The organism is Sorangium sp. So ce131, from assembly GCF_051519095.1.
Lineage (GTDB): Bacteria > Myxococcota_A > Polyangia > Polyangiales > Polyangiaceae > Sorangium.
In genome coordinates, this window is the sequence record NZ_CP150455.1 from 11,638,409 (window position 1) to 11,654,111 (window position 15,703).

General features: G+C 73.2%; 15 protein-coding genes. 8 read left to right on the forward strand and 7 right to left on the reverse strand.

What is annotated here, in order from left to right; genetic code table 11:
• The first annotated feature begins 349 nt into the window (after positions 1 to 349).
• Positions 350 to 1,090: a hypothetical protein gene (locus WMF43_RS42245; RefSeq protein WP_437673652.1), complete on the forward strand. Its 741-nt coding sequence runs from the start codon at positions 350 to 352 to the stop codon at positions 1,088 to 1,090.
• Between the two features lie 285 nt (positions 1,091 to 1,375).
• Positions 1,376 to 2,137, forward strand: a complete 762-nt coding sequence (locus WMF43_RS42250) for a hypothetical protein (protein ID WP_437673654.1) — start codon at positions 1,376 to 1,378, stop codon at positions 2,135 to 2,137.
• A 346-nt stretch (positions 2,138 to 2,483) separates the two neighbouring features.
• Here WMF43_RS42250 and WMF43_RS42255 read toward each other — a convergent pair whose 3' ends face one another.
• From WMF43_RS42255 to WMF43_RS42270, 4 genes are all read right to left on the reverse strand, one after another.
• The gene (locus WMF43_RS42255; protein WP_437673655.1) at positions 2,484 to 3,650 is read right to left on the reverse strand and encodes a trypsin-like peptidase domain-containing protein; all 1,167 of its coding nucleotides are present in this window, start codon (positions 3,648 to 3,650) and stop codon (positions 2,484 to 2,486) included.
• Positions 3,647 to 5,476, reverse strand: a complete 1,830-nt coding sequence (locus WMF43_RS42260; protein ID WP_437673657.1) for a hypothetical protein — start codon at positions 5,474 to 5,476, stop codon at positions 3,647 to 3,649. Before WMF43_RS42260 ends, WMF43_RS42255 begins: the two co-directional genes overlap by 4 nt.
• A 306-nt stretch (positions 5,477 to 5,782) precedes the next feature.
• Positions 5,783 to 7,774: an NADH-quinone oxidoreductase subunit NuoH gene (nuoH, locus tag WMF43_RS42265; RefSeq protein ID WP_437673659.1), complete on the reverse strand. Its 1,992-nt coding sequence runs from the start codon at positions 7,772 to 7,774 to the stop codon at positions 5,783 to 5,785.
• A gap of 8 nt (positions 7,775 to 7,782) precedes the next feature.
• Entirely contained in the window at positions 7,783 to 8,643 is an 861-nt protein-coding gene (locus WMF43_RS42270) for an ABC transporter ATP-binding protein (protein WP_437673661.1), read from the reverse strand.
• 89 nt (positions 8,644 to 8,732) lie between these two features.
• Between WMF43_RS42270 and WMF43_RS42275 the strand changes: the two genes are divergently transcribed.
• The 6 genes from WMF43_RS42275 to folK all read left to right on the forward strand — a co-directional run bounded on the left by WMF43_RS42275 (position 8,733) and on the right by folK (position 13,062).
• Positions 8,733 to 9,473: a polyhydroxyalkanoate synthesis regulator DNA-binding domain-containing protein gene (locus tag WMF43_RS42275; RefSeq protein WP_437673663.1), complete on the forward strand. Its 741-nt coding sequence runs from the start codon at positions 8,733 to 8,735 to the stop codon at positions 9,471 to 9,473.
• 34 nt (positions 9,474 to 9,507) lie between these two features.
• Positions 9,508 to 10,194, forward strand: coding sequence for a sigma-70 family RNA polymerase sigma factor (locus WMF43_RS42280; RefSeq protein WP_437673665.1), 687 nt, complete (start codon positions 9,508 to 9,510; stop codon positions 10,192 to 10,194).
• On the forward strand, positions 10,191 to 11,060 hold the full coding sequence (locus tag WMF43_RS42285) for an anti-sigma factor family protein (protein WP_437673667.1): 870 nt from the start codon (positions 10,191 to 10,193) through the stop codon (positions 11,058 to 11,060). Before WMF43_RS42280 ends, WMF43_RS42285 begins: the two co-directional genes overlap by 4 nt.
• A gap of 95 nt (positions 11,061 to 11,155) precedes the next feature.
• A complete protein-coding gene (gshB, locus tag WMF43_RS42290) occupies positions 11,156 to 12,118 on the forward strand; it encodes a glutathione synthase (protein ID WP_437673668.1) in 963 nt (320 codons plus the stop codon).
• Positions 12,119 to 12,196: 78 nt separating this feature from the next.
• Positions 12,197 to 12,556: a hypothetical protein gene (locus tag WMF43_RS42295; RefSeq protein WP_437673670.1), complete on the forward strand. Its 360-nt coding sequence runs from the start codon at positions 12,197 to 12,199 to the stop codon at positions 12,554 to 12,556.
• Between the two features lie 8 nt (positions 12,557 to 12,564).
• Entirely contained in the window at positions 12,565 to 13,062 is a 498-nt protein-coding gene (gene folK / locus WMF43_RS42300) for a 2-amino-4-hydroxy-6-hydroxymethyldihydropteridine diphosphokinase (RefSeq protein WP_437673672.1), read from the forward strand.
• 34 nt (positions 13,063 to 13,096) lie between these two features.
• On the opposite strand, the gene WMF43_RS42305 is transcribed toward folK, so the two are convergent.
• The 3 genes from WMF43_RS42305 to WMF43_RS42315 form a co-directional block, all read right to left on the reverse strand.
• Complete coding sequence (locus WMF43_RS42305) at positions 13,097 to 13,567, reverse strand: hypothetical protein (protein ID WP_437673674.1); 471 nt, start codon at positions 13,565 to 13,567, stop codon at positions 13,097 to 13,099.
• Positions 13,568 to 13,784: 217 nt separating this feature from the next.
• Positions 13,785 to 14,561, reverse strand: a complete 777-nt coding sequence (locus WMF43_RS42310) for a 3'-5' exonuclease (protein WP_437673675.1) — start codon at positions 14,559 to 14,561, stop codon at positions 13,785 to 13,787.
• Positions 14,558 to 15,691, reverse strand: a complete 1,134-nt coding sequence (locus WMF43_RS42315; RefSeq protein WP_437673677.1) for a DsbA family protein — start codon at positions 15,689 to 15,691, stop codon at positions 14,558 to 14,560. The genes WMF43_RS42310 and WMF43_RS42315 overlap by 4 nt, the downstream gene beginning before the upstream one ends.
• Between the last annotated feature and the right edge of the window lie 12 nt (positions 15,692 to 15,703).

Below are 15,703 nucleotides of genomic sequence, written 5' to 3' on the forward strand. Positions count from 1 at the left end.
CGTGCTGGAGCTCTCCTCCCGTCTCCAGCGCCATACGCCTCCGGCCCGCCAGGCGGCGCGCCGATCTCGAGAAGGGGAATCATTACGCATCCCGGGCGCGCCCTGATCACGAACATGGATGGCAAATCGTAGGATGACGGGATCGTATCCGCCATGACAGAGCTCGTATTTCGGCGGAATCTGCTGTTGCGGGCGTCGGACGACGGAGTGTATTGGTCATCATGGGAGGGATTCCATGATGAGCTTCAAACGTAGACTCGTGCCCATTCCGGTGGCGACGTTGTCCCTCGCGGCCTGTGTCGCGGAGACGGATATCGGTGAGCCCCTCGGCGCCGAGGTGAGCGCGCTGGTGACAGACAATGCGCTGATCCCCAACGCGCTGATCCCGAACGCGCTGATCCCCAACGCGCTGATCCCGAACGCGCTGATCCCCAACGCGCTCACCTCCGCTGCGCTGGATCCCGCCTCGCTCGAGGCCCTCCGGGATCCTGGCCAGCGGGGCGAGCTGTCGCGGAAGTTCCTGAAATACGTGGTGAGCTGCGCGCTCGACGCCACGCAGGCGTTCAGCTTCTCGTGGACGGACGCCGGCGGCGTCGTGCGCCACGAGGTCTACGCGGGCGTCCTCGGCATCGAGCCGTCGTGGGCGGCGCAGCCTCTCGGCGACGTCACGAAGCAGCGGCTCGTCTCGGGCTGCATCGCCGGTCGCGCCAACTACTTCGGGGTGAACGTGGTCATCTCGATGCGATCGCCGCAGAACCCGCTGAGGAGGCTGGTGCCCGAGGCCGAGGTGGCGGCATACCCGAACATCGAGGGCGCCTTCTGGGGCAACCTGTTCACCGCGACCCCGTCGATCCGCGCGTGTTATCACGCCGCCGGCGCGACGACATCGCGCGCCGCCCGGCGGGAGTGCGCCACGGGGCACCTCGACGACGCGGGGGGCGTCGTCCCCTGCGGCCCGATCGTCCTCGCCGGCGCGTGCGACGTCCCGTGTCCGAACATCGACAGATCGGGTCGTTACTACACGGGATGCAGCGATCCGTCGGTCCGCGGCGGCGTGATGCAGGAGGTGATCACGACGGCCCTGCCCTGACCGGATGTGCGGATCGGCGGCACCGACCGAAGGGACACGCTCGACCTCCGGGTCGTCGTCGAAAACCAGCTTTTCATGATCCGGGCGGTATCCGTCCTCGGCGCACGAGTCATCGCCTCAGGGAACCCCGAGGCTCCGGGGAGCCGAGATGTCGAGAGAGCAAAAAACCGGCGGCTCCAGGGCCGCGAGCGCTCAACAATCCTCTTCCAATGGCTGAAACTCCTATTGTAGCTTCCGCTCTCATTGCCGCCGTCCGGCTTTGCCGGTCGGCAGGGAGGAATCAGCATGGAGTATTCGAATGAAGTCCTCGAGGCCACGCCGGAGCGCGCCACGAAGTTCCTGACGGGAATGGGCGCGGTCGCCGCGATTCGCACGGCGATGGCCGACGCGGGGATGACCGACGACGATATCCTGGAGGGCCGCACGCTCCTCCTCGACGTCCTCGCCGCTCCCCGGAAGACCAGCGCACCGCCTGATACCGACGATGCCAGGGCGCAGCGCGCCGCGACCACGGAGCTCGACCAGTGGGACGAGCCCAACTTCGCCCGTTACGGCGCCGCGCTCCGCCGGCGTCATCCCGACGTGTACGTTTATGTCTTCAAGGACCTCGCGCCCTCCACCGGCACCGCGGCCGTACAGGGAGTCGCCACCTTCCTCACGCGGCTCGACGCTCTCGAGAATGGCACGGACTCGGATCGCGCCGGTGCGAAGCAGAGCGACAAGAAGGCGGTCGCGTTCCTCGCGACCCGCGGCCTCGACAAGGCCGAGCGCAAGCGCCTCAAGGGGCTCGTCGACGTGGCGCTCGGCCCGACATCTCCGCTGCCCCCACAGGCCGAGATCCCGGAGACCACGCGCCGGCATGAGGCGCTCTCCAGGCTGCGCGGCTGGTTCGACGAATGGTCGACCACGGCCCGCGCCGTCATCAAGAAGCGGGGCTACCTGATTCGCCTCGGCCTCGCGAGCCGCAAGGCGCCCCAGCGCAAGGCTCCCGCCGCACCGACCGAGCCCGTCGAGCCGGCCGACGAAGCCGACGCGACCGACCTGTAGTAATCCCCAATACCAACGACGGCGTCCGGTGCACGTCGGAGACCTTCCGATGCGCACCGGAAGCTTCCGTCGCGGAAACGAAGCCCTCCGGCGCGCTCGGGAGCACGAGGTTTCGCGTACTTAGCCTGCTCGGCCTTGCCCGAGGCGCCGTCGGTCGCGCGCCGGGAGACCAATTTCCCGGCAAATTCGCGTCCCGCGTCGCGACGGAAGCTTCCGGTGCGCGTCGGAAGCCTTCCTTCCGGCGACGGAAGCTCCGGGCGCACGTCGGAGACCTTCGTGCCGGCGACGGAAGCTCCAGGCGCGCGTCGAACGCCTTCTGCCCGCCGCCCTCAGCGCCCCGCCGCCCTCAGCGCCCCGCCGACTCGAACCGCGGCGCCGCCTCGAACGTGTCCGCCAGCGTCCGCCGGTACTCGTCGGCGATCTGCACGAGCCCGTCGATGAGCACCGCCGCGTCGTGATCCGAGAAGCCCTCCAGCGACGCCACGCACGACACCGACACCTCGTCGCCCGCGACCGACACGCGGAACTCCCCCGTCGTCTGGTCGTTCATCGTGAGCAGGAACCGGTAGAACGGCTCGTGGTGCGCCGCCGGCAGGCCCACCACGGGCGCCCGCAGGATCAGGAGCCGGCCCGCCTCGTCGATCTCGATGTCCACGTGCGTCGACGTCTCCGCCGACGGGAACGGCCGCTGCGCGATGCGCCACGCCCGCGGGCCGACGCGCGCCCGGTTCGCGACGATCCCGAGCGCCGACAGGGCCTGCCGGATCACCCGCTCGACGCCCGCGCGCGCGGGCGACGGCGCGAACGCGTGCGGCAGGAGCCGGCCGCAGCCGAGGCAGCGATCCTCCTCGATGTCGAACGGCTCCTCGCACGCGGGACACCGGTACACCGGCGCCCGGTCCCGGAGCTCGAGCAGCGGCCGGTCCAGCGGCGCGAGAAGCGGCTGGAGCGAGCCCGCCGGGAGCACGACGCTGTGGCCGGGCAGCTCCCCCAGAGCGCCCACGGGCGCCGCGACCAGCCCGAGCACGCGCCCGTCCGCGTCGAGCACCGGCGCGCCGAGCGGCGCCGCGAGATCGAGCTCGAACGCGGGCAAGAGGCCGTCGACCTTGCGCTGCACCTGGCAGACCCGGGCCACGGCGAGGCGCAGGCTCTGCCCGGGGAGGCAGCTCAGCACCGCGACGCGATCGCCGAGCCGCGGCTCGGCCGGCGCGCGCACGGCGAGCGACGCGACGCCGGGCGGCTCCCCCGGCGCGACGAGCGCCACGTCCCGCGCCACGTCCGCGGCGACCACCCGCCCAGGGAGGCTCCGCCCGTCGTCGAAGAGCAGCGCGACCTCCGTCGGGTAGCCGAGCCCGCGCCGGCTCGCCGCCACGACGCCGTTGCCGAGCGCCACCCAGCCCGTCGTCGACAGCGCGCCCGCGCGGATCGCCACGATCGAGCGCCGGGCGCGCGCGACGCGCTCGTGGAGCAGCGCCAGATCGCCGTCGCCGTGCGCCGCGAGCTGCCCCGTCATTGGGCGACGATCCTCGAGAGCGCCGTCATCAGGAGATCGATCGTGCCCGGCTTGGCGCCGTCGCGCTGCGCGTACGCGACGATGTCGCGCAGCCGCTGCTCCGTCTTGGCGGGCAGCTTCGTGCGCACGAGCAGCTCCGACAGGGCGCCGATCGCGAGGAAGTGGCGGAGCATCGGATCGGCCGGCGCGCGCTCGATCTCGCGCAGGTAGCGGCCGAGGTGCTCGCGCGCGAGCGCCGCCGTCGTGAGCGGGTCGATGTGCAGCGGCTTCTCCTCGGGCACCTGGCCGCGCGCGGCGATGAGGCGCTCCATCGCCACGAACGCCGGCTCCGCCACGCCCGCGGTGTTCGCGCGGCGCGCGCCGCCCTCCGCCTGGACGAGCTCCCGGGTCGCCGCCGCCGTGCAGCGGTAGAGGTGCGCCACCGCGTCCGGCAGCGCGTCGCCGTAGTCGAGGATCGCCCGGAACACCGTGCACCGGATGAGCAGCACCATGACGCCCGGCCGCTCCTGGAAGCTCAGCGCGTTGCCGAGCAGCTGCGCGTCGCGGAGCAGCTGGCAGAACCGATCCGCCGTCGTGTTCGGCGACTCGGGGCGGGACGGCAGACCCCGGCGCGAGGGAGGCTCGATCTCGACCTCCGGCAGCGCGGGCGGGCGCACCGACACCGGCGTCACCGCGGCCATGGCCATGTTCGACGCCGAGCGGCGGAAAGGGACGGTGCGCGCGCTCCGGCGATCGCTGGCCTGCGCCGTGGCGTCCGCGGCCGGCTCGGGCGAGGGCGGCGCGGCGTTCGACGTGGCAGGCGCCGCGGACGCCGCGGACGCCGGCGCCGGCTTCGCGGCGCCGCCCTCGGACGGCGGGTGCCCCACGCCGCCGAGCGACTTCGGCGCGGCGCCCCCGTCCTGCGCCGGCGGGAGGATGGCGCCCCGGGGCGGCGCGCCGCCGTTCCGGCTCGACGTGATCGGCGCGGGCACCGACGCCAGCGAGGGGGACAGGATGTCGGGGATCGCGTCCACGTCGCGGCTGGGGCGCGCGACCGACTCCGGCAAGCGCGGCAAGGGGGGCGCGGCCCACGCCGAGGGCTCGCCCGAGAGCGGCTCGTGCGGCGTCCGCACCACCGAGACCGGCGGCGGCGCCGCGGCGGCCCGCACCGACGGCGCGCTCGCCGAGCGGCCCGGCCCCGGCGGGAACGAGAAGCTCTTGAGCGGCCGCGCGCGGCCCGCCGACGCCCACGTCAGGCTCGCCCGCTGCTCCTCGGAGAACGGCGGGCGCGCGTCGAACCAGGCCGCCATCGTCGCCCCGAGCCGCGCCGCCGCCTCGCCGCTCTCGCGCAGCGCGCGCCGCAGCGACTCCGGCGTGAACGAGGCGACCCGGCCGACGCGGCGCAGCAGCACGAGATCGTCCCGGATGCAGAGCCGGAACGGCTCGGGGCCGCCGGACAGCTCCAGCGCCGTCCGGAGCAGCGGCATCCGGTGCCGCTCCGCGACGCGCGCGATCGGCGCGTCGATCGACATCCGCTCGTTCGCCGCGTCGAGCGCGACGAAGAGCGTCGCCTCCGCGAGCGGGACGATCCACCCCACGCCGTCCTGCAGCGTCGTGGTCTGGACGTTCGTCCCCGCCTCCGCCGAGGCGCAGTGGGCCACGAAGCGCACCGGATCACGCGTGCGCCACGCCTCGACCGAGCCCACGTCCCGGTCCACGTCCGCCGAGGGCGGCTTGCGGGCGACCGCCGGCGACCGGTCGACCCCGCACGCCTCGCACCGCGGACCGCGCAGCGGAAAGCCGCACGCGGCGCAGAAATCAGAGGCCGGGCTCGAGGGGACCGCCACGCCGACAGCATACCTCAGCGCACGGCCGAGGTGGCACCGGGGTTTGCGCTCGCGAGCCCTCGGCCGGCGACGCGCGACACGCGACGCCGGCCCCGCGCTTTTTTACAGGGCCGACGCGCTGGGCGTCATGAACAGAGCCGACGCGCCGGGCGTCTTCTACAGAGCCGACGCGCAAGGCGTCTTCTACAGAGCCGACGCAAGGCGTCTTCTACAGAGCCGACGCGCAAGGCGTCTTCTACAGAGCCGACGCGCAAGGCGTCTTCTACAGAGCCGACGCGCAAGGCGTCGGGGGCGGGGGACGTCGCCTCACAGGAACGGGTTCAGGTGGAGCGCGACCTTCGCCTGGCGGAGGTTGTACTGGACCCTGCGGACGAAGTGGATCATCAGGTACGCCCACACCGCGAAGGTCACCACGCTGATGACGAGCTGGACCGTCGGGCTGACGTCCACGCCGACGACCATCCAGAGCGCCGTCAGCAGGAAGGCCCCGAACGAGAGCGGGACGAACCACTTCCAGCAGAGGTTCATCATCTGGTCGATCCGAACGCGCGGCAGCGTCCAGCGGATCCAGATGACCACGAAGACGAGCAGCCAGCTCTTCAGCAGGAAGAGGAGCACGCCGAGCAGCTGGAGCGCGAAGCTCGCCTCCTGCTGCGCCGGCGACACGCCGGGGATCTGCCAGCCGCCGAGGAAGAGCGCGCTCGCGATGCCGCACATCACGAAGACGTTCGCCCACTCGGCGAAGAAGAAGAACAGGTACCGCATCCCCGAGTACTCGGTCGAGTAGCCGGCGACGAGCTCGCTCTCCGCCTCGGGCAGGTCGAACGGCGCGCGGTTGCCCTCCGCGAGCGCCGTCGTGAAGTACAGGAAGAACAGCGCGAACGTGATCGGGTTGCGGAAGACGAACCAGTACCAGGGCCAGCCGCCCACCTCGAGGAGCGACGCCCCGCTGCCGCCCTGCGCGCCGATGATGTCCTGGAGCCGCAGCGAGCCCGTCATCATCACGACGCACACGATCGCGACCGCGCCGGGGATCTCGTAGCTGATGATCTGCGCCGCCGAGCGGACCCCGCCGAGGAGCGACCACTTGTTGTTCGAGGCCCAGCCGCCCGTCATGAGGCCGATCGTGACCAGCGAGGTCACGGCGATGACGAAGAGGATGCCGATGTCGAGGTCGGCCGCGATGAGGTACTGGCCGAACGGCATCACCACGAACGTGGCCGAGACGCCGACGAAGACGAGGTAGGGCGCGAGCCGGAAGAGCGTCCGGTCGCTCTCGGCCGGGATCACGTCCTCCTTCAGGATCGACTTGATCCCGTCGGCGATCCACACGAGGAAGCCCTGCGGCCCGGCGCGGTTCGGGCCGATGCGCGACTGCATCCGCGCCGAGACGCGGCGCTCGACCCAGGTGATGATCCCCGCGGTCGGCGCCATGAAGAGCAGGATGATCGCCGCGGCGACGCCGAGGAGGATCCCGGCGCCGAGCAGATCGGTCGGGGCGCTCGCGCGGAACCCCTCGGTCGAGATCTGGAGCTCGACCGGCGCCCCGCCCCGCCGGACGCCCACGGACGCGAGCCGCTCATGGCCGCTCGGGATCACGTCGCCCTTCGAGAGCACCTTCACGCCCTCGAAGCTCGTGATGACGTCGCCGGGGAGGAGCTGCGCCCGCTCCGCCGGGCTCGCGGGGCGCACGCGCGAGACGACGAGCCCGCCGGAGGGCGGCGCGTCCGCCGCGACCTCGACGCCGAGGGACTCGAGCGCGCGCGCGCCCTCCTTCTCGCGCGCCTCGATGACGGCGCGGCGCGGGGTCGGCGGGATGAAGTCGATCGTGACGCCCCGCACCGTGCCGGCCACGGGCAGCGCCCCCTCCAGGGTCGCCGGGATCTCGACGACGACGTCCCCCTGGAAGGTCGTGTGCACCGCGTCGTCCCCGCGGCCGGCGAAGCGCGCCTCGAGCCCCTCGGAGAAGGTCAGCGAGACCTTGTTGCTGCTGACCTGCGCGCCCTCGATCTCGATGCTCTGCTGCGTCAGGGGCGCCTGGCCGGGGCGCCGCAGCGTCCCGCGGAACGTGACGGTCGCCTCCTTCGCCTCCGTCGTGGGCAGGTTGGTCCCGAGGATCTCGATGCGGTCGCCGAGGTCGACCTCGCGCGGGACGACGTCGACGACGTTGAGGAGCTCGGGCGCCGTCCTGCTCCGGCCGCAGCCGGCCACGGCGAGCAGCGCCGCCAGGGCGAGGAGGCACGAGAGGACGCGGCGAGGGGGCGCGCTAGAGGCTCCAGGGCGTGGCGATCCGCGCATGGGGCCGCTTATAGATCGCGCCGCTCAGGGGGTCGAGATTGCGGCGGGAGGCGCCCCGGCCCGGCCGGGGGCGGGCCGGCCGCGCCGCGGACCGGGAGGAAGTACCGGCTGCCGTCGAGCTCGTTGACGCCGACGTAGAGCTCCGCGTCGAACGCGTCCTTCAGCCGGCGGTAGGTCATCACCTCCTCGATGGTGCCGTGGGCGACGAGCCGCCCGGCCTTGAGCAGCGCCACGCGGTCGGCGTACTGGGCGGCCGCGTTGAGGTCGTGCAGCACCGCCACGCAGGCGAGGCGCCGCTCGGCCACCTCCCGGCGCACGACCTCGTGCACCTCGATCGCGTGGCGGATGTCGAGGTGGGCCCCGGGCTCGTCGAGGATCAGCACCCGCGCCTCCTGCGCGAGCGCGCGGGCGATGGCGACCCGCTTCTGCTCGCCCCCGGAGAGCTCGGCCACCGGCCGCCCCGCGAGCTCGCCGAGGTCGCACGCGCCGAGCGCGCGGGCGACGGCCTCCTCGTCGCGGCCGGAGGCCCGCATCCAGGCGCCCTGGTGCGGCGCGCGGCCCATCATCACGACCTCGCGCACCGTGAACCCGGGCGCCGAGGGGATCCCCTGCGGCACGACCGCCACGCACCGGGCGATCGCCCGCCGGTCCATGCCGGCGAGCGGCCTCCCCAGGAGCCTCGCCTCCCCCCGCTCCGGGCGCAGGGCCCCCGCGAGCACCCGGACCAGCGTCGATTTTCCGGCGCCGTTCGGCCCGAGCACCGCGCACAGCTCGCCCGCGCGCACATCGAAGCAGATCCCCTCCAGCGCCAGCCTCCCGGCGGGATACCGTGCGGTCACGTCACGCAGCTCGATCGCCGGCTCCTCCACGCGGCCCCTCTTTGTTGAGTGATTATCGAGTGATCTTCCCTTGCGCGAGGAATCCGTCGGTGGTCCAATCGACTCGAGGCGTAGAGGAGATGGAAACGGCGAAGGAGACCCTGGGAAGCGGCGAGGTACCGCGTCGCGTTATTAAGCGCTACTCCAATCGGAAGCTCTACGACACGAAGGACAGCCGCTACGTCACCCTGCAGCAGATCGGGGAGATGGTGCGGGCCGGCGAAGAGGTCCAGATCATCGACAACGCGACCAAGGAGGACAAAACCGAGGTCACGCTGGCGTTGATCATCTCGGAGGACCTCAAGTCGCAGCCGCGCTCGGTCCCCCTCGGCACGCTGCGGGACCTGATCCAGGAGCGGGGCGAGCGGCTGCTGTCGCAGCTGCGCGAGGGCCCCATCGGCCGGCTCATCCCCGGCGCGACCCCTGGAGAGGGCGGGGCGGCGGTGCCTGGCGCGGCGCAGCCCGCCGCGCCCGAGGCCCCGGCCGCGGCGTCGCCGTCGCAGCCGCCCGGCGTGACGGACGCGGACCGGTCGAGCCACGCGAAGGGGCGCCTGAGCGGGATCGTCGAGAGCTCGAAGCAGACGCTCGATCAGTGGCAGCAGGCCGTCGACGAGCGGATCCTCTCCATCCTGCCGGGCCTCGGGCTGGTCCGCGATCTCCAGTCCGATGTCAAGCGTCTGTCGCAGCGCATTGACGAGCTGGAGGCGAGGCTCCAGGGTCTCTCGGGTGAACAGGGCGAGCCCGCCGCTCCCCCCAACGGAACCTCCGCTGCGGACGAACCCGCAGGTCAGGGGGAGAGTGGCGGGAGCCGGCTGGAATAGCCCCGGGTGCTCCCCTGTTCCCCAGGTCGAGCCCATGCCGTTCTTCTTCAGCAAGAAACCTGCGTCCGTAGCGCAGGACTATTCGTTAGCCGCAACGGACAGCGGTCGCGCTGACGCCTTCGAGGTCGAGCTGCTCGGCCATCTGGACACGCTTTACGGCGTGAGCTGCCGGATGACGAAGAGCTCGACCGAGGCCGAGGACCTGGTCCAGGACACCATCGTGAAGGCGATGCGCGCCCGGGATCAGTTCGAGCCCGGCACGAACCTCAAAGCGTGGCTGCTCCGGATCTTGACGAACACGTTCATCAACCGGTACCGCCGCGGGGGGCTGGAGCGCGGCATCTTCGACGGGCCCGACGCCGAGCCGCTCACCGACGGCTGGGTCGGGGCGACGACGATGCGGGCGATGCGCGACCCGGAGACCCAGGCGCTCACGCCCCTCGTGGAGGCGGAGGTGCAGCGCGCCCTCGACGAGCTGCCCGAGGAGTTTCGCCTGGCGGTGGTGCTGTCGGACATCGAGGAGCTCTCCTACAAGGAGATCGCCGAGGCGATGGGGTGCCCGATCGGCACGGTGATGTCGCGGCTCCACCGGGGCCGCAAGCTCCTCCAGAAGACGCTGCGCGAGCACGCGGTCCTGATGGGCATCGTCAGCGACGACGCGCCGAAGGAGGCGCCCGCCGACCTCGACGCGTATCGCAAGCGAAAGCGGGGTGTCGCATGAGCGCCGCGAAGTCGATCGAGAGCTGCGCGCGGTTCGACTACGCGCTGTCGGCCTACGTCGACGGCGAGCTGGATCCGGACCACGCGGTCGACCTCGAGTCCCACCTGGTCCAGTGCCCTCCGTGCTTCGAGCAGGTGAAGATGTTGCGCTCGCTGCGGGCGAGCCTGAAGCGGGCGAAGCCCGCGGGCTGTCCGGACGTGCTCAGGGCGCGCATCGCCGCGGCGGTCGCGCACGAGCAAGCGCGCGGCGCGGCCCGCGCGGCGGCGCAGGCGGAGCCGAAGCCGCGCCTCATCCACAAGGGGTACGCTGCCGCGCTCGCCGCGGCAGCGGGCGTCGTCTTCGTGGTGGGCGTGGCGCGGCAGAAGCCCGCCGTCGTGGCCGCGCCGCAGGAGGTCGCGAAGGCGCAGGTCGGGGGCGCGGGCAACGAGAGCGTGGAGGTCCTGCTCGACGATCTCGTCACGCAGCACGCGCAGCCGCTCCCGCCCGAGACGACCAACCCGGAGGACCTCCCGCGCTTCGATCCGTTCGTCGGCGTGCCGGTCCGGCGGCCGCAGTTCCAGTCGCTGCCCGTGAACTTCATGGGCGCCCGCGTGCACACGATGCGCGACCGGCGCGCGGCGCTGCTCCAGTACGTCGTGCGGGGCAACCACCGCGTCACGGTCTACCTCTTCAACTCGCGCGCGGTCCCGGTGCAGAAGGCGCAGCCGATCCTCCAGCCGCGCGTGGTGCGCGAGCGCCCCGTGTACGTCGGCAAGATCAACGGCTACTCCGTGGTCGCCGCCGAGGACAGCGGCGTCGGCTACGCGCTCGCCTCGGACCTCGGCGACGACCTGAGCACGCAGCTCGTCCTCGCCGCGATGCAGTGAGCACGCCGGCGCCCGCCCGGGCGGGCGCCGCCTCCTCCGCCTCGGTCACTCTCCCCACCCTCACCTCCCCCTCCACCCTCACCCCCGAGAGCCGCATGCGTTTCGTCTTCCTCATGGATCCGCTGAGCCGCGTGACGCACGACAAGGACACGTCGTTCGCCTTCATCCGGGCGGCGCAGGCGCGCGGGCATGAGAGCTACCACTGCCTGCCGCGCGATCTCTCGATCGAGGGCGGCGAGGCGTACGCGTCGGCGCGCCCGGTGGTCATCACCGACGCGCCGCCGTACATCGCGCTGGATCTCGCGGAGGGGCCGCGCCGGCTCCGCCTCGCGGACGTCGACGCGATCTTCATCCGCAAGGACCCGCCGTTCGATCGCAGCTACCTGTACGCGACGCTGCTGCTGGAGCGCGCGCGGCGGTGCCCGCTCATCGTGAACGATCCGCGGGGGCTGCGCGACGCGAACGAGAAGCTCTACGCGCAGAACTTCCCCGAGTGGACGCCGCGGACGCTGGTCACCGCCGACCGCGAGCAGATCCACGCGTTCGTGCGCGCGCTCGGCGGCCAGGCGGTGATCAAGCCGCTCGACGGCGCCGGCGGGCTCGGCGTGCTGCAGATCAACGAGCGCGACAAGAACGCGCGCGCCATCGCGGACATGATGACGAACGAGGGGCACCGCCTGGCGATGGTCCAGGAGTACCTCCCGGCCGTCGTCGAGGGCGACAAGCGCATCCTGCTGCTCGACGGCGAGCCGCTCGGCGCGATCCTCCGGGTGCCGCGCGACGACGACCACCGCTCGAACATCCACGTCGGGGGGCGCGTGGTCGCGACCGAGCTGACGCCGCGCGAGCTCGAGCTCATCCGGGCGCTCGCGCCGCGCCTGCGCGCCGACGGCCTCTACTTCGTGGGGCTCGACGTCATCGGCGAGCGGCTCACCGAGGTGAACGTCACGAGCCCCACGGGCATCCAGGAGCTCGGGCGCTTCACCGGCACGGACCCCGCGGCGCGGGTGATCGCGTGGGCCGAGGAGCGGGCGCGCGGCCGGTCTGTGAACGCCTGACCCCGCGCCTGACCCCGCCGCGCCGCCCGCGGCGCCAGGAAGTTGGCCCGACGGCCCGGGGTCTGCGAAGGCTCCCTCATGGGCGAGTCAATCGAGCGGTGTGCGGTGTGTGAGGACTGCGAGCCGGGCGAGGGCGGGGCGCCGGGGGATCCTCGCGCGCGCTCGCGCATGGCCCGCGTGGTCATCCAGGGGCGCGCGCTGAGCCTGTGCCGGACGCACGCGGCGACCGTGGCCGTCGAGATGCCGGCCACGTTCGAGGAGATGCGCGCCCTGTTCGTGGGGCTCAAGCGGGGCGGGCAGCCGGCGCCGGGCGAGCCCGCCGTCGAGCGCCGCTCCCCCATCGCGCGCCGCAGCCCCGAGGATCGCCGCGTCTTCCCCCCGCGGCCGGAAGGCCGGCGGATCGGCGGTGGACGCCGCGCCACCGATCCGCGGGAGTGAACGCGGCCGTGGGCTCCGCTCGGCGCGTCGTCCTCGGGCTGGGATCGAACCTCGGCGATCGCTTCGGGACCCTCCGCGCCGCCGTCGAGGCGCTCGGCGCCGATCCCGATCTCGAGGTGCTCCGCGAGTCGCCGCGGTACGAGTCGCCGCCCGCAGGCGGTCCGCCGCAGGGCGACTATGTCAACGCCGCGGTGCTGCTCGCCACGTCGTTGCCCGCGCGGGAGATCCTCGCGCGCACCCTGGCCGTCGAGCGCTCGCTCGGGCGCACGCGCCCCGACGCCGTGCGCTGGGGGCCGCGGACGATCGACATCGACGTGCTCTGGATCGAGGGGGAGCCCGTGGCGGAGCCGGACCTCGAGGTGCCGCACCCGCGGCTCTGCGAGCGCGCGTTCGCGCTCAGGCCGCTGCTCGACGTCGCGCCGGACGCGTGTGACCCGCGCACGGCCCAGCCGTACGCCGCGCTGCCCGCGGCGAGCGCGCCGATCCGCCGGCTCGGCGAGGCCTGACGGCCGGCGGCCCCGCGCTCGCTGCGCGCGCGGCTCATCCTCCCGGTCGGGGCGCGCCGGCGGCGGCGCGGCGCCTCAGGCCGAAGGCGCCGCCCGCGTACGAGGCCGCGCCGCCGATCGCGACCAGCACCACGAGCAGGAACGCCGACCCGAGCGCGCCCGTCAGGGCGCCCTGGGCGAGGGCGAACGCCCAGGCGGTCGCCGCGACGGCGGCCCCGCTCGCCGCGGCCTCGCGGCGCCCCGCGCGCCCGCCGAACCGCCCCACGAGGTAGCCCCCGGCGAGGCCGGCGATCGCGAACGCGAGCACGTTGATGAGCCCCAGCGTCACGAGCCGCGCCGAGGGCGGCGTCGCGGCGTCGCCGGTCGGCTCGAGCGCCCGGAGCAGCAGCGTGTTCGCGAGCCCGGCGAGCGGCAGCCACACGAGGAAGATCGCCGCCGCCCCGAGCGCGATCCACTGCCACGGCGGGCGGTCCTCGCCTTCGTCCTCGCCGCTGCTCTGCAGCACGGGGAGCCTGCGCTTCTCCGGTCCTGCCGCCCCACCCCGCGGGGGCGGCGCCGCGCCGTGCGCTCCGCTCTCCGGTCCTGCGGCCCCACCCCGCGGGGGCGGCGCCGCGCCATGCGCTCCGCTCTCCGGTCCTGCCGCCCCACCCCGCGGGGGCGGCGCCGCGCCGTGCGCTCCGCCGACCAGAGGGAGGCGTCGCTTCGGCCCGTCGACCATGACGTCAGCTCGGCTTCGGGGTCCGTGGATCCGCGGCGGCGGGCGCCTTGCGCCAGAGCTTCCGCGCCTCGTCCTGCATGCGGACGAGCCGCCGCTGCTCCTGGATCAGGCCACCGTAGGCGCGGGGGACGCGCGGGTCCTTCGCGAACGCGTACAGGACCTGGAGCGCCGCCTCGGCGTCGTCGGTCGCGCGGTGCGCCTTCTCCAGCGTGATCCCGAGCCGCGCGGCCATGTCGCCGAGGGCACGGCTCTCCTCGTTCCGGTAGAGCTCGCGGGCGAACGTGAGCGGATCGATCCAGTCGACCTCCCGCCGCATCGCGGGCGGCGGCTCCGGCGGGCGCATGCCCACGCGCTCGAGCTCCGCGAGGAGGAACGAGCGATCGAAGGCAGCGTTGTACGCCGCGGGGATCGCCCCCCGGAAGCAGGCGAGGATCTCCTCCGCGACCTCGGCGAACGACGGCTTGCCCTCGACGTCCGCGTCCTTGATCCCGTGGATGGCGGTGCTCTCCGCGGGGATCGGCCGCCCGGGATGGATGAGCCAGTTGTAGCGGGTCACGATCTCCCCGGCGCGGCCGATCACGATGCCGAGCTCGATGATGCGGTCCCCCGCGGGGTCACGCCCCGTCGTCTCGACGTCGATGAAGGCGATGGGCTGGTCGATCCACGCGCTGCCCGCGTCGATCTCGGAGGCGACGCCGACGGCGCGCACCTTGAGGAGGTGCGCGATGCCTGGGTAGTGCCGGCCCGTCGGGAAACAGCCGCACGGGTCGGCGACCTTCACGGTGTCCTCGGCTGGGCGGGCTGCGCGGGGCCGCCCGAGGACGCGGTGCGCGCCGAGCCAGCGGCGGGCGCGGTGCGCGCCGAGCCGGCGGCGGGCGCGCCGCTGCCGGAGCCCGCCGGGGCCGCGCCGGCGGCGGGCGCGACGCTGCCGGAGCCCGCGGGGGCCGCGCCGGCGGCCGCGGGCGTGTCGGTCGCGCCCGGCGGGGACGCCGGCTTCGGCGGCGCGGGCCGCGGCGTGTGGCCGAGGAGCTCCAGATCGAGCTTCAACCACGCCTCGAGATCCGCGCCCGGGTTCGTGAGCAGCTGCAGGTCGACCTCGCGGCCGTTGATGTAGATGAGGGGCGTCCCCTCGAGCCCGACCTCGTCGGCCTGCTTCTTGTCCTTGTCGATGCGCGCCTTGGTGTCGGGCGAGACCAGGTCGGCGCGGAACTTCACCATGTCGAGCTTGAGGCGCTGCGCGTAGCGCTCGAAGTCGGCCTGCTCGAGCTTGTCCTGGTTCTCGAACAGGAGGTGGTGCATCTCCCAGAACTTGCCCTGGTTCATGGCGGCGACCGCCGCGCGCGCGGCGGGCTCGCCGTGGGCGTGCCCCGAGAGCGGGTAGAACTTGAAGACCATCCGCACCTGCCCGTCGAAGCGCTTCACGAGGTCCTCGAGCAGCGGCGACATCAGCCGGCAGAACGGACACTCGAAGTCGGCCCACTCGACGATCGTGACCGGCGCGTCGGGCGGCCCCATCTCGGGCGAGCCTTCGGTGACGAGCGTCTTCACCTTGCCGGGGTCGAACCGCATGCGGAACGCGTCCTCGCGCTCCTTCTTCGACCGGCCGTCCTTCACCTGCTGGAGCAGGAGCTGCGCGGCCGGGAGGCACGCCTTGCAGGGGCGCTGCTCCTTCACGCACTGCGCGATGCTCACCGGGGTGTCCGGGCAGGGCGAGAGCAGCTCGGAGACTTGGGCGGCCCACTCTCGACGCTCGCGGGGCGTGAGCGAGGAGGTGTCCACGCCGGCAAGCGAGACCGAGACTTCCGGGCTCGGGGCAGGTTTGGGGTCGCTCGGACCCGAATTCCCAGGACAGCCCGTGACGCTGATCGAGAGCAGCGCGAGGAGCAGCGGCATCCAGCGCAGGAACGACATCGCGGCGCGGAG